20 protein-coding genes are annotated in these 21,827 nt (G+C 45.5%); 10 read left to right on the forward strand and 10 right to left on the reverse strand.

Annotation, left to right across the window (positions count from 1 at the left end):
• Window positions 1–189 precede the first annotated feature (189 nt).
• The 5 genes from QT998_RS22895 to QT998_RS22915 all read left to right on the forward strand — a co-directional run bounded on the left by QT998_RS22895 (window position 190) and on the right by QT998_RS22915 (window position 6,134).
• Complete coding sequence (locus tag QT998_RS22895) at window positions 190–789, forward strand: sulfite oxidase-like oxidoreductase (protein WP_194065882.1); 600 nt, start codon at window positions 190–192, stop codon at window positions 787–789.
• Window positions 790–1,794: 1,005 nt separating this feature from the next.
• Complete coding sequence (locus QT998_RS22900; RefSeq protein ID WP_333117913.1) at window positions 1,795–2,490, forward strand: PEP-CTERM sorting domain-containing protein; 696 nt, start codon at window positions 1,795–1,797, stop codon at window positions 2,488–2,490.
• 554 nt (window positions 2,491–3,044) lie between these two features.
• Window positions 3,045–3,656 (forward strand): DedA family protein, encoded by a 612-nt coding sequence (locus QT998_RS22905; protein ID WP_194008327.1) that lies wholly within the window; start codon window positions 3,045–3,047, stop codon window positions 3,654–3,656.
• Window positions 3,657–3,927: 271 nt separating this feature from the next.
• On the forward strand, window positions 3,928–5,205 hold the full coding sequence (ahcY, locus tag QT998_RS22910) for an adenosylhomocysteinase (protein ID WP_333117915.1): 1,278 nt from the start codon (window positions 3,928–3,930) through the stop codon (window positions 5,203–5,205).
• A gap of 314 nt (window positions 5,206–5,519) precedes the next feature.
• The gene (locus QT998_RS22915; RefSeq protein WP_333117917.1) at window positions 5,520–6,134 is read left to right on the forward strand and encodes a DedA family protein; all 615 of its coding nucleotides are present in this window, start codon (window positions 5,520–5,522) and stop codon (window positions 6,132–6,134) included.
• Between the two features lie 146 nt (window positions 6,135–6,280).
• Here the strand turns inward: QT998_RS22915 and QT998_RS22920 are convergent, their stop codons facing one another.
• A complete protein-coding gene (locus QT998_RS22920; protein ID WP_333218160.1) occupies window positions 6,281–6,499 on the reverse strand; it encodes a hypothetical protein in 219 nt (72 codons plus the stop codon).
• 38 nt (window positions 6,500–6,537) lie between these two features.
• Here QT998_RS22920 and QT998_RS22925 point away from each other — a divergent pair, with 38 nt between their 5' ends.
• Window positions 6,538–7,962, forward strand: a complete 1,425-nt coding sequence (locus tag QT998_RS22925) for an NADP-dependent isocitrate dehydrogenase (protein WP_333117921.1) — start codon at window positions 6,538–6,540, stop codon at window positions 7,960–7,962.
• Between the two features lie 92 nt (window positions 7,963–8,054).
• Here the strand turns inward: QT998_RS22925 and QT998_RS22930 are convergent, their stop codons facing one another.
• On the reverse strand, window positions 8,055–8,663 hold the full coding sequence (locus QT998_RS22930; RefSeq protein ID WP_333117923.1) for a glutathione S-transferase N-terminal domain-containing protein: 609 nt from the start codon (window positions 8,661–8,663) through the stop codon (window positions 8,055–8,057).
• Between the two features lie 69 nt (window positions 8,664–8,732).
• Between QT998_RS22930 and QT998_RS22935 the strand changes: the two genes are divergently transcribed.
• The 4 genes from QT998_RS22935 to QT998_RS22950 all read left to right on the forward strand — a co-directional run bounded on the left by QT998_RS22935 (window position 8,733) and on the right by QT998_RS22950 (window position 12,704).
• Window positions 8,733–9,125, forward strand: coding sequence for a DUF2358 domain-containing protein (locus tag QT998_RS22935; RefSeq protein ID WP_333117924.1), 393 nt, complete (start codon window positions 8,733–8,735; stop codon window positions 9,123–9,125).
• 174 nt (window positions 9,126–9,299) lie between these two features.
• On the forward strand, window positions 9,300–9,485 hold the full coding sequence (locus tag QT998_RS22940; RefSeq protein ID WP_333117926.1) for a hypothetical protein: 186 nt from the start codon (window positions 9,300–9,302) through the stop codon (window positions 9,483–9,485).
• A gap of 49 nt (window positions 9,486–9,534) precedes the next feature.
• Complete coding sequence (locus tag QT998_RS22945; RefSeq protein ID WP_333117927.1) at window positions 9,535–11,343, forward strand: mechanosensitive ion channel family protein; 1,809 nt, start codon at window positions 9,535–9,537, stop codon at window positions 11,341–11,343.
• 188 nt (window positions 11,344–11,531) lie between these two features.
• Window positions 11,532–12,704, forward strand: coding sequence for a TRC40/GET3/ArsA family transport-energizing ATPase (locus QT998_RS22950; protein WP_106148286.1), 1,173 nt, complete (start codon window positions 11,532–11,534; stop codon window positions 12,702–12,704).
• A 109-nt stretch (window positions 12,705–12,813) separates the two neighbouring features.
• Here QT998_RS22950 and QT998_RS22955 read toward each other — a convergent pair whose 3' ends face one another.
• From QT998_RS22955 to QT998_RS22990, 8 genes are all read right to left on the reverse strand, one after another.
• Window positions 12,814–13,062, reverse strand: coding sequence for a hypothetical protein (locus QT998_RS22955; protein ID WP_333117929.1), 249 nt, complete (start codon window positions 13,060–13,062; stop codon window positions 12,814–12,816).
• A 34-nt stretch (window positions 13,063–13,096) separates the two neighbouring features.
• Window positions 13,097–13,393, reverse strand: coding sequence for a BrnT family toxin (locus QT998_RS22960; RefSeq protein WP_333092716.1), 297 nt, complete (start codon window positions 13,391–13,393; stop codon window positions 13,097–13,099).
• Between the two features lie 123 nt (window positions 13,394–13,516).
• Window positions 13,517–14,107: an SMI1/KNR4 family protein gene (locus QT998_RS22965; protein ID WP_333092717.1), complete on the reverse strand. Its 591-nt coding sequence runs from the start codon at window positions 14,105–14,107 to the stop codon at window positions 13,517–13,519.
• A 128-nt stretch (window positions 14,108–14,235) separates the two neighbouring features.
• Complete coding sequence (locus QT998_RS22970) at window positions 14,236–14,493, reverse strand: BrnA antitoxin family protein (protein ID WP_333117930.1); 258 nt, start codon at window positions 14,491–14,493, stop codon at window positions 14,236–14,238.
• A gap of 2 nt (window positions 14,494–14,495) precedes the next feature.
• Window positions 14,496–14,762, reverse strand: a complete 267-nt coding sequence (locus QT998_RS22975; protein ID WP_333092719.1) for a BrnT family toxin — start codon at window positions 14,760–14,762, stop codon at window positions 14,496–14,498.
• 90 nt (window positions 14,763–14,852) lie between these two features.
• Window positions 14,853–17,189 carry a DNA phosphorothioation-associated putative methyltransferase gene (locus QT998_RS22980; protein WP_333117931.1) on the reverse strand — a complete coding sequence of 779 codons (2,337 nt, stop codon included), beginning with the start codon at window positions 17,187–17,189 and terminating at the stop codon, window positions 14,853–14,855.
• 162 nt (window positions 17,190–17,351) lie between these two features.
• Complete coding sequence (locus tag QT998_RS22985) at window positions 17,352–20,765, reverse strand: response regulator (protein WP_333117932.1); 3,414 nt, start codon at window positions 20,763–20,765, stop codon at window positions 17,352–17,354.
• A 119-nt stretch (window positions 20,766–20,884) separates the two neighbouring features.
• On the reverse strand, window positions 20,885–21,313 hold the full coding sequence (locus QT998_RS22990) for a response regulator (protein ID WP_194008343.1): 429 nt from the start codon (window positions 21,311–21,313) through the stop codon (window positions 20,885–20,887).
• Between the last annotated feature and the right edge of the window lie 514 nt (window positions 21,314–21,827).

A 21,827-nucleotide genomic window follows, 5' to 3' on the forward strand; every position in this document is an offset into this window, starting at 1 on the left:
TGGTTATTAAATGGGATCGAAAAATCAAAAATAAAGGCAATGCTATTTTATCCGGTTTAGCTGCGTAGCAGCTTATCCGGCATAGGGCTCCGTGGCCTCCGTGGCCTCCGTGGGCATAGGGTAGACCTCACTTTTTTGAGAACCGCTATATACTGAGGATTGCAGTCAGTTACTGTAGAGCGCCAATCAATGCAAGGCAAATTTTTTCGCAAGCCCGAACCAGAAAAAAGCGATCGCGTCCCTCCGGGCCAATACCTCGCCAACGGCTTTCCCGTGCTGACTTACGGGGATACACCCTCTGTCAGCATTGAGAGTTGGGAATTTAAAGTTTGGGGATTGGTAAAACCAAAAACCTTCACTTGGTCAGACTTCCAGGCCATGCCCCAAAGCAACTTTACTGCCGATTTTCACTGCGTCACCCGGTGGTCAAAACTCGACGTGCAGTGGACTGGAGTCAAAGTCACAGATTTTATGAACTATGTAGAAGTCGCTCGCTCGGCTATGTACGTCCTCGAACACTGCTACGGCGACTACACCACCAACATTGCGATCGCCGACTTGATCCGAGAAGAAAACTTTTTCGCCCACACCGTCTTCGGCGAACCCCTGTCCCCAGACCACGGCGGCCCGATGCGGCTGGTAGTCCCCCACCTCTACGCCTGGAAAAGCGCGAAATGGATTAACGGCCTAGAGTTTACAGAAGCCGAACAACTCGGGTTTTGGGAACGCAACGGCTACCACCGCAGGGGCGAACCTTGGGCCGAGGAACGCTACAGCGGTTTGTTTTGATGCGGTCGATCGCAATTAGGCCCTCCCCAGATTTTCTACATAGGATATTTGTTGAGAGGGAATTCGCTTTTTGACCGCTTAAAGCTGCATTCATCTCCTCTCGATCGCATCTTTGGGTTTTATCGGAGCGCTGAAACCCTTAAATTGAACCAAAATAAGTAAACTAGGGCGATCGTAGCTTGTACGTAATTTGCCCGATAGATCGACTACTTGCACTCCCCTACACAAGTCCCAAAACAACAAAAATTCCCAGTTTCTGGTTAATACCAACCTTTTTCAACTCTCCGTTGGCGCGCGTCTCCCCGTGTTTATACGTAAGTGTTAGTTGTCGATCGCCCGGACGGTGACTAAAATAAAAAATCAGCATAAACCAGACCCAAATAAAATTGGCAGTGCCATGCCTTCCTGCTTGCTACAGCAAGGTTTCAAGCCACAATAGTTATAATTATTTTGTGTGCTTTTAAGGAGCGATCCCCCAGAATGCCAATGGGACAGACAGCATTTGTAAAGGATGTGTAAAGCCTTCATAAAGAGTCTGTCAAAATTCACCTCAAGTGCCACAAAGACCAAAAAGTGTTGCATAATAAATATATTGAAGTAGTCGCACAAGGCAAAAGAAATCAGATTGTCAGGAACTCAGGTCTAAAGACACTGAGCTTGCAAGACAAGTGTCTTACAAGCTATTCTGACCAGCCTAAGTCTTAACTGACTACGTTATTTGGGTCACGACACCGGGCGAATGCGACGCTAGTTCCCTGCTCTGTCATTTGCAGTTAAACAGTCTTAAAGTCACTGAGACAGTGCTGCAAGTCTAACAAGCCTTTATAACATTGGCGAAGCTAACTTTACCCCAGAAATGGGAGTTTGAGGCAACCATACCTCATCGGAGAGGTTAATTAAATTCCCTCTCCGACCCCGAAAGGGGATTCAAGGCGATTGAAATCGCCGAGCCGTTTTCCTCTCAGAACTGAAGTCTCTGAGTTTCCCACTTACCGAGCTTTTTTTATGAATACCAAAATTTTATCCGCCCTAACAGCTACCGCAGCCGTCACAGCTATGTTGGGCGCAGCAGCTCCAGCTCATGCCTTCTCCTTTGGCACCAGCGGAATCAGCTTCACCGAAGATACAAATGTCACATTTAACTTCCTAGAATCTCACGGTGCGTATACCTCCTCTTTGGGAATCTACGAAGTAAACAAGTCGGTGGCATCTCTAGTCAGCACGCTGTTCTCGGAAACTAAAGCCTCAGACAACGGTGACTCTAACGAATGGAGAGGAACCTCCGGCAATACAGTCGCTTCAGGCCCCGTAACGTTTCAATTCCTGGCAAATAAAGTTTACAGTTTGGGACTCAGCAGCCTCTACAATGGCGCTAGCGCGGGCACTGTCTACTCAACCTCTTCCTTGAACGTCGGCAAGAAGCAGCAAGCCGTGTTTGGCGGGTCGTCACTTTTGAACGCACTCGACAAAGACACAACGAACACCTTCAAAGCTGCTAAAAATTACACAAACGGAGCAAGTTCTCTGTTGAACGGCGCAACCATCGGCTTTGACGATGCCGGTAACGGTAACGACAAAGACTTCCAAGACTTCACCGTGAGCGCAACAGTTCCCGAACCGATGACAATGACTGGTTTGGCTCTAGGCTTGGGCGGATTAATTGCAGCACGCCGCCGTCGCGCTAGCAAAGCAGCTTCCTAATTGTGTTTCAACGGGGACGACCGACTACATTCCGTTTAACAAGCAATCATATAACCGGCAGGCGCGCTGATGGGAAATCGGCTCGCCTTTTGCTTGAATGAAGAATAGAAATGGAAGTCGTCAAGCGTGAAGTCGGAAGCAAGAGGATTTTTGCCACTCTCCCACTCTCCCAATCTCCCAACTCAAAATTCAAAATTCAAAACTGACTCGTCCTCAAGTGTTCGATCGAACTGAGATATTGCACCTGTGGCAAAAACCGGGTTTCTGACCGAAGATATAGCATCAAAGCCTATATCTCTCGTTCAGAAACACGGTTTTTATAAGTTTATTGAGAATGGTGTACGATATAGCCTTTCAAGCGAAAAATGAGGTACTATCCGGCATAGGGCATACCTCACGACGCTTGAATCGCCACCGCCGCCCTAGTTTTTGTCCGGCGCACCGGTGCTTCGGGAGGGTGCAATAGCCGATAACTATATCGAAAGAATCCATTATCTACTGTTTATATAATCGAGCGGACATGATATTAGTTAATTCCCCGGAAAAACAAAAAAATGAATTTTGATTTGCAGCAACTGATTAAAACCTTCGGTTATTTGGGGATTTGGGGTATTGTGTTCGCCGAATCTGGATTGCTGTTCGGTTTTTTTCTGCCGGGAGACAGCTTGTTGTTTGCTGCTGGAATTGTAGCGTCCGGGCCCAACTCTCTGAATATTTGGACGCTAATTTTTGGGTGTTTTGTCTGCGCTGTGGCTGGCGATAATGTTGGCTATGCAACCGGACACCGTTGGGGTCGCCGCTTATTTAATAAGGAAGATTCGTGGCTGTTTAAAAAAGAATATTTAGAAAAAACCGAAAATTTTTACGAAAAACACGGTCAAAAAGCAGTTGTACTGGCGAGATTTACGCCAATTGTCCGCACTTTTGCCCCGATAGTGGCGGGAGTGGCGGCAATGAAATACAAAACTTTTATGTTTTATAACCTGATCGGTGGGTTTTTGTGGACGGTGGGGTTAACGCTGATGGGTTTCTATTTGGGAAAGATGATTCCTCCTGAGAGAGTTGATGAATATTTACTGCCGATTGTTTGCGGAATAATTGTACTTTCTTTTGTGCCTTCAATTATTCATATAGTCCAAGAACGCCGCGCTGACAAAAAAGATTGACTCCGCCCTAGACCGAAATTGTCTGCCAAATTTAAATATCCCAGATCCATGTGTGGAGTAAATCTCTGATTATTCAATTTTTTAATCTAAAATTGACTGACTCTGCTGTGCTGGTGAACCCCGGCTACGATCGCAAATTGGTCGATCGAATACAATCAAAATTTAAGATTAGCAGCGTGCAGGGCGATCGAATAAAATCCTAGCACTTGCCCGCAGATAGGTAAATCTGCTAAAACTAACAGAGTTTGATGATTTCTGGAAAATAACATACATGGTAGCTACATCCGTCAAGATTAAACACGAAGTAAAAGACTTGTCCCTCGCCCCCTTGGGGAAGCAACGCATCGAGTGGGCCGGCCGGGAAATGCCAGTTTTGCGGCAAATTCAAGAACGCTTCGCTAAAGAAAAGCCCTTCGCAGGCATCCGTATTTCAGCTTGCTGCCACGTAACCACAGAAACAGCCCATTTGGCGATCGCCCTGAAAATGGGCGGCGCAGACGCTGTACTCATCGCTAGCAACCCCTTAAGCACCCAAGATGACGTAGCCGCTTGCTTAGTTGAAGACTACGGCATTTCCGTCTTCGCCCTCAGAGGAGAAGACGCGGCTACCTACGAACGGCACGTTAACACAGCCCTCGACCACCGCCCCAACATCATCATCGATGACGGTAGCGACGTAGTAGCAGCGCTGATCCAGCACCGCCCGAACCAAATTGCCGACTTGATCGGAACCACCGAAGAAACCACCACCGGCATCGTGCGCCTGCGGGCCATGTTGAAAGACGGCGTGCTGACTTTCCCCGCCATGAACGTCAACGACGCAGACACCAAGCACTTCTTCGACAACCGCTACGGCACCGGTCAATCTACCCTAGATGGCATTATCCGGGCTACCAACATTTTGTTGGCCGGCAAAAATATTGTGGTTGCAGGTTACGGTTGGTGCGGCAAAGGCACGGCACTGCGCGCCCGCGGCATGGGCGCTAACGTAATTGTCACCGAAATCGATCCGATTCGGGCGATCGAAGCAGTGATGGACGGTTTCCGCGTCATGCCAATGGACGAAGCAGCCACCGTCGGAGACATTTTCATCACCGTTACCGGCAACAAACACGTCATCCGTGCCGAACATTTCGACACCATGAAAGACGGCGCAATGGTTTGCAATTCCGGTCACTTTGACATTGAAATCGACCTCAAATCCCTCGGCGCAAAAAGCACCGACGTGAAAACAGTTCGCTCTTTCACCCAAGAATACCGCCTCAATAATGGCAAGTCGGTTATTGTCTTGGGCGAAGGCCGTTTGATCAACTTGGCAGCCGCCGAAGGACACCCCAGCGCCGTCATGGATATGAGCTTTGCTAACCAAGCTTTAGCCACTGAATATCTAGTCAAAAACCAAGGCAAGTTAGAAGCAGGAATTCATTCAATTCCTGTTGATGTTGACAAGGAAATTGCGCGTCTCAAATTGGAAGCAATGGGAATTTACATTGATACCTTGACAGCCGAGCAAATTGAGTACACCAACTCCTGGACTTCGGGAACTTAATCATAGCTCCTCGTTCCTAGGTCGAGCCTAGGAATGAATAGACGGAGGCTCTGCATCCCTGGTTCGCAGTCGAGGCAGAGCCTCTATATATGTGTTCCCAGGCTTTGCCTAGGAACGAGCAATTCATTGTTTCTTCTTCCTGATGACTTCTTCCTGATAACTAATAACGTTCGCGAACTCTTAAGATCGCAAAACATGACGTTGGACGTTGGACGTTCTGGGACAGAAAAACATGACTAATGACTAATGACTAATGACTAATGACTAATGACTAATGACTAATGAGTGTACCTCTTACCAATTATTAAATCAAAATGGTTGAATGGATAACTAGCACAATGGAGTCGATGGGCTATCTGGGAATAGGCCTATTGATGTTTTTGGAAAACCTTTTCCCGCCCATACCCTCAGAATTGATTATGCCCCTGGCAGGATTCACCGCATTCAAGGGCGATATGCAGTTGTCACCGGCGATCGCAGCAGGTACGATCGGTACAATTTTGGGCGCGCTTCCCTGGTACTATGCAGGTAAATTATTGAGCGAAGAACGCTTGAGGGATTTAGCCGACAAATACGGCAAATGGATCACAGTATCCGGCGCCGATATTGACAAAGCAAATAGATGGTTTACCAGACACGGCAACAAAGCCGTGTTTTTGTGTCGCCTCGTACCGGGAGTTCGCACCCTGATTTCCCTGCCCGCTGGCATCAATAATATGCCTTTAATTCCTTTTTTACTATACTCAACAGGAGGCACTCTTTTATGGGTAAGTTTCCTGACTTTTGCCGGATATAAATTAGGCGAAAATTATACGCTGGTAGAGGAATATCTAGACCCGGTTTCTAAAATAGTTGTGGTGATTATTGTCATTGCCTTTATTTTGTGGGTGGTCAAAAAGAATATGCAGAAGGAAAAATATCGCAAATAAACCCAGAACTCCTCAAAATAATCTGCGTTAATCTGCTTTGATCTGCGGTCAAAAAAAATCACCGTTGTGACTTGCTTCAACGATGTCCCGAACAGTAGCGCTGAAAGATAGATGGGCATACTTGAGAGAAACTTCTGCTATTTTTGCTACTTTATTAAATTTAGTGGGAAATTGGCATCGCCAGCTTGTGACAGCCATCGCTTCTTCCTTCTTCCTGATGACGTTGTACGGAAAGCTCGGAGGCGACAGCACTGATGACTAATGACTAATGACTTCTTCCTTCTTCCTTCTTCCTTCTTCCTTCTTCCTTCTTCCTTCTTCCTTCTTCCTTCTTCCTTCTTCCTTCTTCCTTCTGGTATAATCATGGCAAAATAGAGAACATTGGTATCCGCACTGTTAAGATATGTACGAAAAAATTGTAGCCCCGACAACTGGTTCTAAAATTACTTTCAAAGACGGTTTACCGATCGTCCCCAACGACCCAATTATTCCCTTCATACGCGGCGACGGTACGGGCGTTGACTTGTGGCCAGCATCACAGAAAGTCATGGATGCCGCAGTAGAACAGGCTTACCGCGGCCAACGAAAAATTAACTGGTTCAAGATTTACGTAGGCGACGAAGCCTGCGATGTCTACGGTACATACCAATATTTGCCCCAAGATTCCCTAGACGCCATCAAAGAATACGGAGTCGCCATCAAAGGCCCGCTGACAACCCCAATCGGTGGCGGAATTCGATCGCTAAACGTAGCATTGCGGCAAATCTTTGACCTTTACGCCTGCGTGCGGCCATGCAAATATTACGAGGGCACCCCATCGCTGCACAAAACTCCCGAACTCCTAGATGTAATTATTTACCGGGAAAATACAGAAGATATTTACCTCGGAATTGAATGGGCAAAAGGCAGCGAAATAGGCAAAAAGTTGATTGAATACCTCAATAATGAGTTAATTCCAGCAACACCAGAACACGGCAAAAAACAAATTCGCCTCGATTCGGGAATCGGAATTAAACCAATTAGCAAAAGCGGTTCCCAGCGTTTAGTGCGGCGGGCCATGACCCACGCTTTGCGGTTGCCAAAAGACAAGCAACAAGTAACCTTGGTGCACAAAGGCAACATCATGAAATACACCGAAGGAGCTTTCCGAGATTGGGGTTACGAACTAGCAACCACCGAATTTCGGAACCAATGCGTGACAGAAAGAGAATCTTGGATTCTGGGCAACAAAGAACGCAATCCCGAGATTAGCTTAGAAGACAATGCTCGCCAAATCGATCCGGGATACGATGCCTTGACTCCCGAAAAACAAGCCAAAATCCGCCAAGAAGTTGCCGACGTTCTATTTGCAATTTGGGACAGTCACGGTAACGGTAAGTGGCAAGAAAAAATCATGGTTAATGACAGAATTGCTGATAGTATTTTTCAGCAAATTCAAACCAGACCAGGCGAATATTCGATTTTGGCAACCATGAATTTAAACGGCGATTACTTATCCGATGCGGCGGCTGCAATTGTCGGCGGATTGGGAATGGGCCCCGGCGCGAATATAGGCGATGAATGTGCAGTTTTTGAGGCGACTCACGGCACTGCACCAAAACACGCCGGTTTGGATAAAGTCAATCCCGGTTCCCTGATTTTGTCGGGGGTAATGATGTTAGAATATATGGGATGGCAGGAAGCCGCAGATTTAATTAAAAAAGGTTTGGGCGCGGCTATTTCTAACGGTGAAGTTACCTACGATTTGGCAAGGTTGATGGAACCACCTGTGCCGGAACTGAAGTGTTCTGAGTTTGCGGATGCGATTATTCAGCATTTCGCTGATTAGGTTTTCAAGATTTTTTAACCGCAGGTGAACGCGGATAAACTGAGATCTAATTAATGATATCTTTGTTTGTCTGCGGTTAATTTTTTGGATTTTTACATCGCGGGAACAGCCATGCCGCGCTCAACTGCTGGGCGCTTCTGCAAGGTTTCTACCCAGCGTTTGAGGTGGGGGTGGTTGTCGAGGGTTAATCCTTGAAATTCGTAAATAGCAACCCAGGGATAAATAGCCATATCGGCAATTGAATATTCGCCGCAGATGTATTCGGATTTTGCTAGTTGAGTGTCTAATATTCCGTAGAGTCGCAAGGTTTCTTTTTCGTAGCGTTGAATTGCATAGGGAATTTGTTCGGGTGCATAGCGTTTGAAGTGGTTTAACTGACCGAACATTGGCCCGACACTGGCCATTTGAAACATCAGCCACTCGATAACTTGAAAGTATTTTTCTTTTTCGGTGGGTAGAAATTTGCCGCTTTTTTCTGCTAGATAGATCAGGATGGCGCCGGACTCGAAGACGGTGATGCCGTTATCGCGATCGACTATTGCCGGAATTTTGCTGTTAGGATTGATGGCGATGAACTCTGGGCTAAATTGGTCGTTTTTTCTGATGTCGATGACGTGCGTGTTGTAGGGTAAACCTATTTCTTCGAGCATAATCGAGACTTTGCGTCCGTTGGGCGTGGTAAAAGTGTAGAGGTCGATCATAAATTGTCCGCCTTTTCTCTAGCAGGTATAAACTATATTATAATCATTTTAGGCAAATCGCTAATCGTAATGGATATTATTCAAGTTATCACCGAGGACTACCGTAGATTTCCCGAAAATCAGACTTACAGCATTTATGCTAAAGATGTTTATTTTGAAGACCCTCTAAATCGATTCACAGGAGTCGATCGCTACCAAAAAATGCTCGGGTTTATGGGGACTTTTTTTAAACAAATTCAACTCGATTTGCACGATATTTCTCAGTCTGGAGATGCCATCGAAACTCGCTGGACTCTGAGTTGGATCGCACCGCTACCTTGGAAACCCAAAATGGCGATTAGCGGGAGAAGCGAACTGAAGGTCAACAGCGACGGTTTAATCGTTTCCCACATTGATTACTGGAATTGTTCGCGCTTTGATGTGCTCAAACAACTGATATTTCCCGTCGCTACTCAAAAGTAACTGTCGCTTGCTGCGTTACCTTTGCTTGCTATGCACCAGGTAAAACCTTTTTTAATTTGCCCGATTAAAGGCGATAGATGATTGCCGATCGGGCGATCGCATAATTTACCAGCCACTACTATGACAGCGCCTCAATTTCTCATCTAGTCAAACAGTCTTGGCTGCAGCGTTATAATGGCAGCTTTGGTGGCGAAACCGGCGATCGAACTCAACACTTTAGTCGATCGAGTCAGGCCTCACCACCATCATTTGCTCAATTCCTCTGGCTTTGAGCGATCGAACCTAAAGGCCACCCTGTTGCGCCATCATTTTTGGCTTAATGGCGACAGCGCAGATTGCGCCATCAACTGCATTCTGTAGCAATCAAACCCAGGTGAGACCTTGATACAAATATGCAATGTGTAGAAAAATGTCTTGCTTGAACTGGATAAATCTTAATTCTCGTCGAACTAATTACCTGTGGCGCAAAATTGCCTTGGCAATTGGTGCATTCATCTTCCTCTTGGGCGCGTCGATAGTGCCAGTGGCCGGACAACCCTCATCTCCAGAACCACAGCGATTATTCAATATTTATTCCGCCAACGATAGCACTAACTTTGTTGTCGGTGATGTTTATTTAGATGGTCGTTCAATATTTGCTTTGACAGCTCCTGCACTCAACACCAAGCAGCAAGAAGCAATTTCTCTTTCACCCATTCAGCAAAGAGTAAAAACCGTTACAAATCAGCTTCAAGGAATTGCCAATACCAACTTTGAACCGGGAAAATTAGAAGTCGATTACAGCGTAGACCCAACAAGTCAACTTCCAATTATTTCTGTTAATAAAAACTATTTGATGACCGTTACCACTGACGATGCTCGCCTCTACGGAGTCGAACTAACCACTCACGCTCAAAACTTGACTCAAATTATTAAAAACGCCCTGCTTGCGTCTCAACGGGAGCATCAGCCAAAGTTTTTAGCAAAGCAGGCATTGCGAGCGGGCGGAGTCATCCTATTTATGCTCCTGCTCAGTCTGGGAATGCGCCTCAGACAGCGCTATATCAAAGCCCGTTATGCAGCAGTCTTAACACAAATCGAACAACTCAATGCTTCCCAAGAGCAAGTAGAAGATTTGTCTGAACAGGAGCAGGATGAAGCTGCAGCGATTGCTTGCAAACAGCAACAAAAAATTGCTCGGAACCAGCGGCTCAAATTTTGGTATGAAGTACGACAGCGGTTATTGCAACTCGGCCAGTTTGGCTTGTGGGGAGGCGGAATTTCATTTTGTTTGAGCCTGTTTCCGCAGACTCGATGGCTGCAATCACTATTGCTGAAAAGTGTGAGCGTCACCTTACTCAACTTAATCTTAATTGGGGCTGCAACTTACCTAATACTTCGCATCAGCTTCGTTGTAATTGACCATTTTGTAGCAGCTCTCAGTCAGGGGCAATTCCTTCCAGATAGTGTATCAGTCCGAAGGATTCAGCGGCTCAAAACCTTTTCGGGCGTGATGAAGGGAGCTAGCGGTTTCTGTTGTATTGCTGCTGGCGGATTGACTGCTTTGTCAATTTTGGGTGTTAATATTGTGCCGCTTTTGGCAAGTGTGAGTATTTTTGGGTTGGCGATTTCCTTTGGCTCTCAAAGTCTTGTCAAAGACATGATTAACGGATTGTTTTTTCTCTTGGAGGATCAGTATGGGGTTGGCGATATAATCACTGCTAACAATGAAAGTGGAACCGTGGAAACAATGAACCTGCGGGTAACTCAATTACGGAACCAAGATGGCGATCTAATTAGTATTCCAAATGGCAGTATTACGATGGTAAAAAACCATACTAGCAGTTGGTCTCGTGTGAATTTAGGTATTGAGGTTGCTTATAATACCGATATTGACCGTGCGATCGCCGTAATTAAAAAAGCAGCGACTCAAATGAGTTTGGATTCTGAGTGGCAAGAATTAATATTAGAACCTCCCAAGGTACTGGGCGTTGATGCGTTTGGTGAAAATAGCATTACGATTCGCCTCTTGATTCAAACTCAACCCCTGAAAAAATGGGAAGTCGGACGCGAGTTTCGCCGGCGACTGAAGCAGGTATTTGATGAAGAAAAAATTTCTATGCCATTCCCCCAGCAGTCCATCTGGTTTAAAAATTCGCTGCAAGATGTCTCAAAGGGCGATCGTAATTCCAATGGATCGCACGCTTTAGATGAAAGGTATGACCAAAAAATGCGATGAGTTCGCGATCGAGCCATCGGACACCATCTAAATTTTATTGCTATTGACATCGCACCGATTTCGTGCATTGCAGACAATTTGCTATGTTCGGCGGGCGATCGCCCAAATTAATTACCCCACTAAATTAATCTCCGTTACATCCCGTTACAATATATAAGTAAAGAACTTTCAGGCGAGCTAAACAATCAATGCGCTTAATATTAATGACCGGAAAAGGCGGCGTCGGCAAAACCTCCGTAGCCGCTGCTACGGGCTTGCGATGCGCCGAATTGGGATACAAAACCCTAGTGCTGAGCACAGATCCCGCCCACTCCTTGGCCGACAGCTTCGACATGGAACTCGGACACGATGCTCGACTGGTCAAACCCAATTTGTGGGGAGCAGAATTGGACGCTCTCAGGGAATTAGAAGGCAATTGGGGAGCAGTCAAACGCTACATTACTCAAGTTTTGAAAGCGCAGGGACTTGAGGGCGTGCAAGCTGAAGAATTAGCCATTTTGCCGGGAATGGACGAAATCTTTGGTTTGGTGCGGATGAAACGCCATTACGACGAGGGCATATATGATGTTTTAATTATCGATTCCGCCCCCACAGGTACAGCATTGCGATTGTTAAGTTTGCCGGAAGTTGGCGGCTGGTACATGAGAAAATTTTACAAGCCATTGCAAGGTATATCTGTTGCCCTCAGACCTTTAGTTGAACCGTTTTTTAGACCACTTGCGGGTTTTTCTTTGCCAGACAAAGAGGTGATGGATGCACCTTACGAATTTTACGAACAAATCGAAGCTTTGGAAAAGATTTTAACTGACAATACTGTGACTTCGGTCAGGTTAATTACTAATCCTGAAAAAATGGTAATCAAAGAATCTTTGCGGGCTCACGCCTATTTGAGTTTGTACAATGTTGCCACAGATTTAATTGTCGCCAACCGGATTATTCCTGAAGAAGTAACCGATCCATTTTTCAAGCGTTGGAAAGAGAACCAGCAGCAGTACAAGCAGGAAATTCACGAAAATTTTCGGCCGCTTCCTGTAAAAGAAGTCCCGCTTTATTCCGAGGAAATGTGCGGTTTGCCGGCTTTGGAACGCTTGAAAGAAACGCTTTATGCAGATGAAGATCCAAGCAAGGTTTATTACACAGAAAATACGATTAGAATTGTGCAGGACAACAATCAATATGTTCTAGAACTGTATTTGCCGGGAATTGCTAAGGATCAAATTCAGTTGACGAAAACGGGAGATGAGTTGAATGTTCGGATTGGGAATCACCGCCGCAATATGGTTTTGCCGCAAGCTTTAGCCGCGCTGCAACCTTCCGGGGCGAAGATGGAGGATGATTATTTGAAGATTAAGTTTGCTTAACAAGACGTATCCAAAAAAACCCGGTTTCTCCCTTGAGATATTGAGGCATAAACCGGGTTTTTGACCCCAGGTACAGGTATCGCCTTTTTGTACTGCTGGCTAGATACAATTAACATGATTTAGCATCAACGACTTCCTTTAATGCCTCATCAATCACTTCATCGCTGACACCTCGACGCTTCAAACTTGCTACTAAGGCTGTTACTGTCTCGCTCTCAAATCGTTCTAAATCAACGCGCAAACCTTGACCGATATAAGCACGAATTAATGGCTGATAACCCGAAAAACCCAACAATGGTGCAACTTTCTTTAGATCTTCCACAACATCTTCGGGCATACGGATCGTCACGCTAGTCATTGGACGGTTTCGATGTAATCGCTGTTTTAATGCTTCAACCTTCATACTCTGCCCTCTCCTGACGAGTTGCTTTACGTGCTGAAATAATCCGAATGACATTTTCTTCACGCTCAATGTGAACCACATACAGTAGATTCCACCGACTATCTAGCCCAATCACAGCATCACGCGCTTCCTCATTGCGGCTGGCATCAACGACAACTAGAAATGGATCAAAGAAGCATTCAGCAGCTTGTTGAAAAGTAACCCCATCATGATTTGTGGGATTAATCCGCGCTTTTCCGTCATCCCATACAAAGGTAATGCCATGGAGCACGAAGTATACATTCATGCTCCCTAGTATAGGTAAAATGTATTTACAATGTCAATACGTTCTTTGAGTTAGACGATTGCTAGACAGGTATCGAGCACTTTAGCAAACGGCTCAGGCGCTGGGTGCAGTCTATGGGCGATATTAACCATTACCAACTGCGAGATCCAGTATTTCAAAGTCAACTAGATCCACCAACCCATAACCATTCTCAGAGAACCGATATTCTCCTCGTTCTAGTGCATTTGCAAAGGTTTCCAGATAAACTCGAAAATTAGGTGCAATAAGCCCTCTAGTAGCCTCCTGCCACTCAACAATAATGACTTGTCCAACATTTCCGCCTGCTGCTGGGGCTAAATCTACGCATTCGCAAGCACCATTGCTTTCGTTTGTGAATGGAATCCAATTCCGGTTCCACCAACCGTTCCAGATTCCTTCAAAAATGTTTTCACGATCGCACCTAAAATTATCGTCAGAACAATTCTGCCATTTTTCAGATATTTCGATCGCGCTTTGGATAGAGAGTAACTCCAATTGGGGGAATAGGGAATAAGATTCTTCATCCTGACCGTTATGCACGCGGTAAGACAGCTTGAAATCTTCGGGAAACTCTACACCAAAGAATGCTTCTGCTCGATAAATCTCCTCATCAGTAGCGCCGGGCCTGAGACTTTTCAGCACTTGAGGTGCATTGGCTGCGAGCCAATTATCAATTCTTTCCCAAATTATTTCCATGAGAAAACCTCCGAAGCCTGTTGGTTTAAGTGCAGTTCATTTTCGCGATAATTCCGCAACATCCGGCCCTGACTGTAGGCAAGAATTGGGAAGGTATCGAAACAGTTCGTTGCGCGGTCATTTGCACTTCACTTTTCAATCCGCTGAAGTTCTTCTCGTACAACTCTTCGCAAAGTTTGTTCCAAAGGCTCAGAACTCTGCTGGATATGTTGACGCAACGCTTCATTAATCAAGGTTTGGTAGTTCCCTCCATCTGCTAAATGAACTTGTTCGCGAAACCACGCTAAAACCTCATCATCTAACCAGATTGCGATCCGAGTTTTCTCAGGTAATGTTGGATCGATCGCCCCTCGCTTACCCTGACTAAAATCATACTCTGTTTCCATGACTATTCCTCCTCGTACTGCTGTCGCTCTTGCCTAGTCGCTTTGCGGGCAGAAATAAGTCGAATTTCATCACCCCGCAATGTGTAAATAACAACCAAAACTCTGGCAAAGCCATCCATGCCAATCGTGACGAATCGTTCTTCATCAAAACGCTCATCTGGAATTGTAATTGCCAGAGCATCTGAGAAAACCGATACTGCATCAGCAAAGTCGATACCATATTTGCGAAGATTGGCTGCTGCTTTCTCTGGATTCCATTGGTAAGCCATCTCAATTATAGTATGCACATCTGTACATACTACCAGGAAGAAAATACTTGTCACCTGTTCTCGTCCTACCAATGACCTTAGAACACCGTCCTATCTTAAAGATATAACTTCCCCTCCCTCTTCTTTCCCATCCTCTGCGTTCTCTGTGTCCTCTGCAGTTCCTTCACTCTTTCCCGCATTAACCTCAATTTTTTTCTGCTGGCGTTCCGACGCATTTGTTTTCAACATTTTCAACTTTTCCGGGTCAGCATCCGATCGCCAAAACAACTTATGCCCCTTAATTCTCACGCAATTGTCCTCCAAACACTTCACCCATTCCCGATATTTCTTAACGACGGAACCATCAAAAATCCCTAACTTTGCCTCTTGGCGGGTGAGTTTCGCGAACTTTGCGTAATGCGGATAATTCGGATTGACAAAAGCTTCTTTTTTAACTAAAATTGGCGGATTGTACGCATCTGAATAGTCTTCGTAGCTGACAGAAAGATCGCGCAAATGTATGTGCATAGACCTGTGGAGGGCTGGATGCGGGTTAGTATCAAAATCGGGATAAAATAAATAGGATATCTGCGGTTTTGGAGTGTGAAATTTGATAATTGTAGCACCGTCAAGCCGACCAATTGTGCGGTTGGCGCAGCCTTCGTAGAGTCGCAGCAAAGGGTCAAGTTCTTCTAAACATGAGACGTGAACTGAAAGGGAACCGGGTTGTTTGTACCCGATCGCGCTATCCTCGCAACAATCCGCCACAATATCAGCTTTGCCCAAACTATATAGCATTAAATCTGCCAAAGTGCAAGCTTTTTGATAACTGTCAAACAAACCCTTAATGTCATTGCGGATTTGAGCCGGAAGCCGGCGCATCGAAGGACGCACCGCGTCGCCATCCTGTAGGGAATCGCCCAAACGGTTGAGAGCGAGATATACTAGCAAATCCTGGCGGCGCTTGTCGGCGATTTTCTCCCAATCATCCGCATCCGTTGCTTGCAAAATCACCCTCCAAGCGCGGTTAAAACTGTGGAATTCCTGCTTGATTGGCGATTCTTCCGCTAATTCGTCTTTCACCGGAAGACGCCCCCGATCGCTCACAAAAGCCATCAAAGGAGCCAGTATTTCGGCATAATCCTCAAATCGCTTGACTTGCGATCGGACTCTGGGAGTCGATAAGCGCGATCGAAACCGAGAAGCCCGAAAACCCTCACCCGCCGTCGCATCCCGAAACACAAAATAAATCCCCAAAGCCACAGGAATCGCATCAACATTCAAAACTTGGTCAATATAAACCTTCAACTCTTGCTGTTCGTAATACTTCTGAAAAGTATTGCGAGAAGTAATCACCCCATCCCCATAAGCAATTTGACCGCGATCGCCATCATCAATCAAAACCTGAGCCGCCACAACCAATAAATTCTTAGTTAAATCCCAAGCATTCAGCAAAGCTTCTCGCCTTTCCCCCAAAGACTCAATCACATTAATTACATAACCAACATTCACAATATCAGCATGAATTCGCGGAGTTTCCGGCTGATAGTACGGGTCCCAACCCGCAGCCACATAACCCTCTCCCGCAATATATTTAACATCGCCGCCATAGCCGCAACCGTAATCAAAAAAAGTCATCCCATCCACAAACAAATCCGATTCCAAAACCAAACGCACCGGCTTAGAAACAGAGTTTCGTACCATCGCAGCTTTGTGGCGTTCAATTTTAGGAATTGAAAGATCGCTATTCTGCTGTTTCAAACGTTCAACAACAGTATGATCTTGAATTTCTACACCGCAATATCCCAAATATTTCAGCCAACCCTCGCGAGTCCCGATAACGCTAGTATTGTCAAGCAGTCCCCATCCTTCCTCGCTGCGAGTCAGTCGAGCAAACTTTTCGTAATTGGGATAATCCGCAGTTACAAAAGTTTCCTTGCGGTGCAAAACCGGGGGATTTTCGCTGTTGCTGTAATCGAAACATTTAACTTCGCCTGTTTCGAGATTAATTTGGATGCTGGTTTGCAAAGCAGGGTGAGCGTCTGTGTCGAAATCGGGGTAAAAAAGATAAGATATTTTAGGTTGCTGGAGTGAAAATTTAACTAAAGTTGCTTCATCAATGTTTTCGAGATTTTGTCTCGCACAATTTTCGTAAATTGCGAGGACAGGATTGAGCGCTGACAAGGCAGAAACGTGAATGTAAAAAGCTGTCGGTAATTTTTTGCCAATTTTGCTTTCCCGACAGCAGCGAGCTACTTTTTCCACAATACAATTTACCGCCACTCCCCCGCCATCGGCTAGAGACTGGTAATGCAATTCCAGAGGTTCTGCTTCTAGTTCGTGCAACAAAATTTGTTGAGCAAAAGCCATCAAAGGTGTTAGCAGTTCTCGATCATTTTCTAAGGGTTGGGTATCTAAAATAGGGTTGTTACTGATATCGTGGGTCATAGCTAAATTAATTGATTTTTTTAAATTAACCGCAGAGAACGCAGAGGACACAGAGTCAAGAAAGAAAGAATTTATTCTTAGTTCGCTAGGAGTGGACGTCGTTTTTTTAGGCTCGATTTCAATTGCTACTACGTTCGACTATGACGACAGATTAACATATTTTTAACCAAATATTCGAGTTTCTACAAATTCTCGAACCCGCGCTAAATGACTGGATAAACTCACTAATATTTTTTGAACTACCTCAATAGTTGATAATTGAGCCGCTGCGGGTTCAGATTGAAAGCTTCGGGCATAATTCTCTAATTGTGCGGCCAAATCCGACATCAGGGCAACTCCCACATTTGCAGCAGTTCCTTTGAGACGGTGTGCTTGATATTCCACAGTTGGCCAATCTTTAGCTTCTACGGCTATTTTGGCAGCAGCCACATCAGCTTGCGCGTTTCCTACAAATGCTTGCAAAAGGCGATCGGGCAATTTAATATTAACTCGTCGGAGTTGCTCCAATCTGCTTTTGTCGAACAGTCCGTCACAGTCTCCGTGTTCCCAAGTTTGAAGCGCGATCGCCCTTGATGCCGGCACAGCGGCCACCTCTACTTTTTGGGAGGTTTCTGTATAATATGTTACCGCTATCTCCGGTTCTACCAAATTAATATTTTGAACTCCATAGTTTTTAAAATGAGCGTTTTGGGCTTCATACTTGTTCAGTGCCGCCGCCAAAGCATCTAAATCTACTGGTTTGCTGAGATAATCATCCATCCCCGCCGCCAGACACTTTTCTCGTTCCCCCGGTAAAGCGTGAGCTGTTAAAGCAAGCACAAAAGTATGCCGATCGCCCTTTTCTCGTTCCCTCAACTTTCGCACAGTTGCGTAACCGTCAAGTACCGGCATTTGACAGTCCATCAACACTAGATCGTAGTTGTTTTCTGCCAACAAATCCAGCGCTTCTTGACCGTTGGCGGCGCAGTCAGCACGATAGCCTAAAGCTGCCAACTGTTCGACTATAACTTGTTGATTGATCGGGTGGTCTTCCGCCAGCAAAATTTTCAGCGATGAGGGCGAATTGGAAGTAACGTATTGAGAATTAGCTGCTGGAAAATTGCGACTATTAGCAGCCTCCAAGCTGTCAAACTCTCCCCTTTCCTTAACGGGGGCCAGCAAAGCCTCAAGCAAGCGGGAAGGCCGCACCGGCTCGATCAAATAGCCGCTAAAACCCACACTGCAAAGGGCTTCCGCTTTCGCCTGTTCCCGCAAAGCAGTCATGGCGATTAACGAGTCAACTGTTGAGAGCGATCGCACTTTCAAACCAAATTCCTCCGCATCCAAATCCGGCATTTGCAAATCCACAAGCACCGCATCGCAGCATTTTTCCCCTTCCCCCGAATCCTCAGAAATCCCGCCCCGAGAATTTTGCAACCAAGTCAAAGCATCAGCAGCAGTTTCTGCTTCATCGCAGCGAGCACCCCAACTTTGAGCGAGCGATCGTACCGCTGCCCTCCTCAAAGCGCTTCCAGATACTACTAACAGCTTCTTACCTGCTAGTTCGGGCGATTGAGGCTGAACTTGCAACTGTTTTTCCAAAGGTACAGCAAACCAAAAAGTCGAACCGCTATCTAGCAAACTGCGAACTCCAATGTCGCCTTCCATCATATCCACTAACTGCTTGCAAATCGCCAAACCCAAACCCGTACCGCCGTAAGGTCTAGTAGGAGAATCGTCTACCTGAGAAAAAGATTGGAACAGCTTTGTCTGCCCTTCCGGCGAAATTCCAATCCCAGTATCCCGGACTGAAAATAGCAATTTAATATCTTCTTTGCCCTCTACCAGTTGTTTTCTCCGCTTGACAGTAACGTGAATAAAAACTTGACCGCGATCGGTAAATTTTATGGCATTTACAGTCAAATTTATCAAAATTTGCTTCAGCCTGCCCGAGTCGCCCACCAACTTTTTCGGCACCGAACTATCAACTAAAATATTTAATTCAATATCTTTTTCATCTGCCAAAGGCGCTACCATTTCTATCACAGATTCAATGCAGCTATCCAAATCAAAATCAGCTTTTTCCAGCCGCATTTCTCCAGCTTCAATCTTAGAAAAATCTAGGATGTCATTAATCACGCTCAGCAAATGTTCAGCACTGCGGTAAATAGTCTGAGCGCACTCGCGCGGTTTCGGTTCCAGAGGAGCCAGCAACAGCAATTGAGCCATCCCCAAAACCCCATTCATCGGAGTGCGAATTTCGTGACTCATGTTCGCCAAAAATTGCGATTTCACCCGGCTTGCTTCTAGGGCAGTTTCCCGCGCTTCCACCAATTCATTAATCTTGTCCGCTACCATCACCATTCCCCCCACTCTGCCGTCGGGATTGTACCAAGGATGAGCAGCCCAGCGCAAATACAAAACAGAGCCGTCTGCTCGTTCCCAAGCATCTTCGCTGAAAGAAACTATCTCGCCTTTGAGCACTTCTTCATACATTACTTTCCAGCGATTTGGCGTATCTGGAAACACTTCGTAATGACTGAGATTAGTCAGAGACTGCCACTCCAAATTAAATTGAGTCAGCCATTTGTGAGAGTTAACTAAATAGCGCATTTGAGTATCGAACATCGCCATTGCTACCGGCACGCAAGCAATAATTTGTTTCAATTGCTGCATTTCTATTTCTAGAGCATCTTCGGCTTGTTTGCGCTCGGTAATGTCGCTAATTATGCCGGCCATCCGCAGTGCTTTTCCTTGCGCATTCCGCTGAGCTTTTCCCTGAGAAGTGCAGTAGCGGTAAGCACCGGATGAATGCAGCAGTCGGAATTCTACATTGTAGTCAATTCCTTGTTCTAAGTGATCCCCGATCGCCCGAATGATGCCGTCCTTGTCCTCTGGATGCAGGCGGCTGTATAGAGCATCCATCGTGCTGCCAAATTGATAGCGCGACAACCCGATCATTCCCAAAAGGCGATCGTTCCAATAAACATCATTTTTACTTAAATCCCAATCCCAAATTCCGTCATTTACCCCCTCTACAACTAACCTGTAGCGTTCCTCACTTTCCTTAAGTTTTTGACTCGTCAGAAGCGCCTTATATTCGGCGCGGTAAACGCGAAGTGCATTAAACAAACTGCGCGACAAACTATCTGGAGACATCTTGCCTTTAACGATATAATCAGAAGCTCCAGCCTTCATCAATTCCACTGCAATTTGTTCATCGCCTTGACCTGTGAGGACAATTAAGGGGATTTTGATCCCAGCTTCTCGTATATCTTTCACTAAACTAAGTCCGTCTCCGTCCGGTAAGCCGTAGTCTAGGAATACACAGTCAAAGTCGCACTCAAATATTTGATTTAATAGCAGCGAGTTGTCTGTCTCCTCAACGTTCCTTAAATGTGAGGATTGATTTTGTGTGGAGAGTTGATCGGCCGCTGTGCTAGAATTTTTCCTGATCGAGAGTGTGGCGAGGGCCTCGGCACAATCTTCTGCTTCAGTAACTTCTGCCCAAACCCCAGCAGACTTTAGCGAACGTTTGACCCTCATCCGATCGACTTCATCGTCATCAACTATCAGAATTTTAATAAGCTTGTCCATAACAAGAGAATTAGAGATTAATCAGAAAAAGCTGTGGCATACAAAGACTAATAGAATAAATGCACCGCTAAAAAATCAGAAAAGCCACTTTGAAACTTTTTTGTTAAATTTTCCATAATCTAGGGAATTTCGCTCAGCATCCAGTATCTGTTGAGGGTTCCCATAACTTCTACAAAATTAGAAAAAGTGACTGGTTTAAGAATATAGCCAGCTACATTCAAATTATAAGCTTCTACTTTATCTCTATCTTCATTAGAAGTTGTGAGGACGATCACTGGAATCGATCTCAGATTTTGATCTTGCCGCAATTCTCGTAAAAACTCAATGCCGTTCATTCTCGGCATATTCAAGTCCAGCAAAACCAACCTGCGCGTTTGAGGCATTACAGGTTCTATTTTTTCTTCTTGGCGTAATATAGCCAGAGCTTCTAGTCCGTTGGCAGCCATGTATAGCGGATTGACGATGTTATTTTTTTTGAACGCTCGCTGGACGTTCATCACATCTACTTCGTCATCTTCTACCAAAAGGATATGAATTTTTTTTTCCATAAATCAGTCTTTTTATAGATATGTTTTAACGACTCTTGAGCGTTGGGAGTTTCCGTCGATTTTTGGATTGAAGATTTACCGGAAAAAATGGGTTTAAAGCCTCCCCGTTGTATGGTGCAAGGAAACATTAATTTCCCTCGCTGACAATTTCCTGGCGCGCGCAATACCAATTTCATTAAGTAGCGTTACATCTCACCCCCCCCAAGGCATCGGGGGGCTAGGACTTCATCTATATAGCACATCTTTAAAAAAATGGTAGAAGTCCGAAGTAACTGTTAACTGTTTGCTGTCAACCTTGAATGCTGGCAACTGTTGAACCGTTTTTGGGTTCGGGCGCGGGGGATAGCGAACAAAGCCGGTCTAATCTCTATTTTGCGTTGTCAAGAATCATTTATGGCTAGACCGATCGCAGTATCTATCCACAGAGGTACTCGCCTGTGAGGGGCGGGGGCGGGGCTGCCGAGAGCCAAACACTCGCCAATAATGCGCGATCGAGCTACTGTAAAATCTACAA

It is taken from the genome of Microcoleus sp. S1D4 (assembly GCF_036700765.1).
Classification (GTDB): domain Bacteria; phylum Cyanobacteriota; class Cyanobacteriia; order Cyanobacteriales; family Microcoleaceae; genus Microcoleus.

Bases quoted from the DNA above. Each gene is read 5' to 3' on its own strand.
- QT998_RS22895 (WP_194065882.1), top strand. From the start codon at position 190: ATGCAAGGCAAATTTTTTCGCAAGCCCGAACCAGAAAAAAGCGATCGC.
- QT998_RS22900 (WP_333117913.1), top strand. From the start codon at position 1,795: ATGAATACCAAAATTTTATCCGCCCTAACAGCTACCGCAGCCGTCACA.
- QT998_RS22905 (WP_194008327.1), top strand. From the start codon at position 3,045: ATGAATTTTGATTTGCAGCAACTGATTAAAACCTTCGGTTATTTGGGG.
- ahcY (WP_333117915.1), top strand. From the start codon at position 3,928: ATGGTAGCTACATCCGTCAAGATTAAACACGAAGTAAAAGACTTGTCC.
- QT998_RS22915 (WP_333117917.1), top strand. From the start codon at position 5,520: ATGGTTGAATGGATAACTAGCACAATGGAGTCGATGGGCTATCTGGGA.
- QT998_RS22920 (WP_333218160.1), bottom strand. From the start codon at position 6,499: ATGATTATACCAGAAGGAAGAAGGAAGAAGGAAGAAGGAAGAAGGAAG.
- QT998_RS22925 (WP_333117921.1), top strand. From the start codon at position 6,538: ATGTACGAAAAAATTGTAGCCCCGACAACTGGTTCTAAAATTACTTTC.
- QT998_RS22930 (WP_333117923.1), bottom strand. From the start codon at position 8,663: ATGATCGACCTCTACACTTTTACCACGCCCAACGGACGCAAAGTCTCG.
- QT998_RS22935 (WP_333117924.1), top strand. From the start codon at position 8,733: ATGGATATTATTCAAGTTATCACCGAGGACTACCGTAGATTTCCCGAA.
- QT998_RS22940 (WP_333117926.1), top strand. From the start codon at position 9,300: ATGGCAGCTTTGGTGGCGAAACCGGCGATCGAACTCAACACTTTAGTC.
- QT998_RS22945 (WP_333117927.1), top strand. From the start codon at position 9,535: ATGTCTTGCTTGAACTGGATAAATCTTAATTCTCGTCGAACTAATTAC.
- QT998_RS22950 (WP_106148286.1), top strand. From the start codon at position 11,532: ATGCGCTTAATATTAATGACCGGAAAAGGCGGCGTCGGCAAAACCTCC.
- QT998_RS22955 (WP_333117929.1), bottom strand. From the start codon at position 13,062: ATGACTAGCGTGACGATCCGTATGCCCGAAGATGTTGTGGAAGATCTA.
- QT998_RS22960 (WP_333092716.1), bottom strand. From the start codon at position 13,393: ATGAATGTATACTTCGTGCTCCATGGCATTACCTTTGTATGGGATGAC.
- QT998_RS22965 (WP_333092717.1), bottom strand. From the start codon at position 14,107: ATGGAAATAATTTGGGAAAGAATTGATAATTGGCTCGCAGCCAATGCA.
- QT998_RS22970 (WP_333117930.1), bottom strand. From the start codon at position 14,493: ATGGAAACAGAGTATGATTTTAGTCAGGGTAAGCGAGGGGCGATCGAT.
- QT998_RS22975 (WP_333092719.1), bottom strand. From the start codon at position 14,762: ATGGCTTACCAATGGAATCCAGAGAAAGCAGCAGCCAATCTTCGCAAA.
- QT998_RS22980 (WP_333117931.1), bottom strand. From the start codon at position 17,189: ATGACCCACGATATCAGTAACAACCCTATTTTAGATACCCAACCCTTA.
- QT998_RS22985 (WP_333117932.1), bottom strand. From the start codon at position 20,765: ATGGACAAGCTTATTAAAATTCTGATAGTTGATGACGATGAAGTCGAT.
- QT998_RS22990 (WP_194008343.1), bottom strand. From the start codon at position 21,313: ATGGAAAAAAAAATTCATATCCTTTTGGTAGAAGATGACGAAGTAGAT.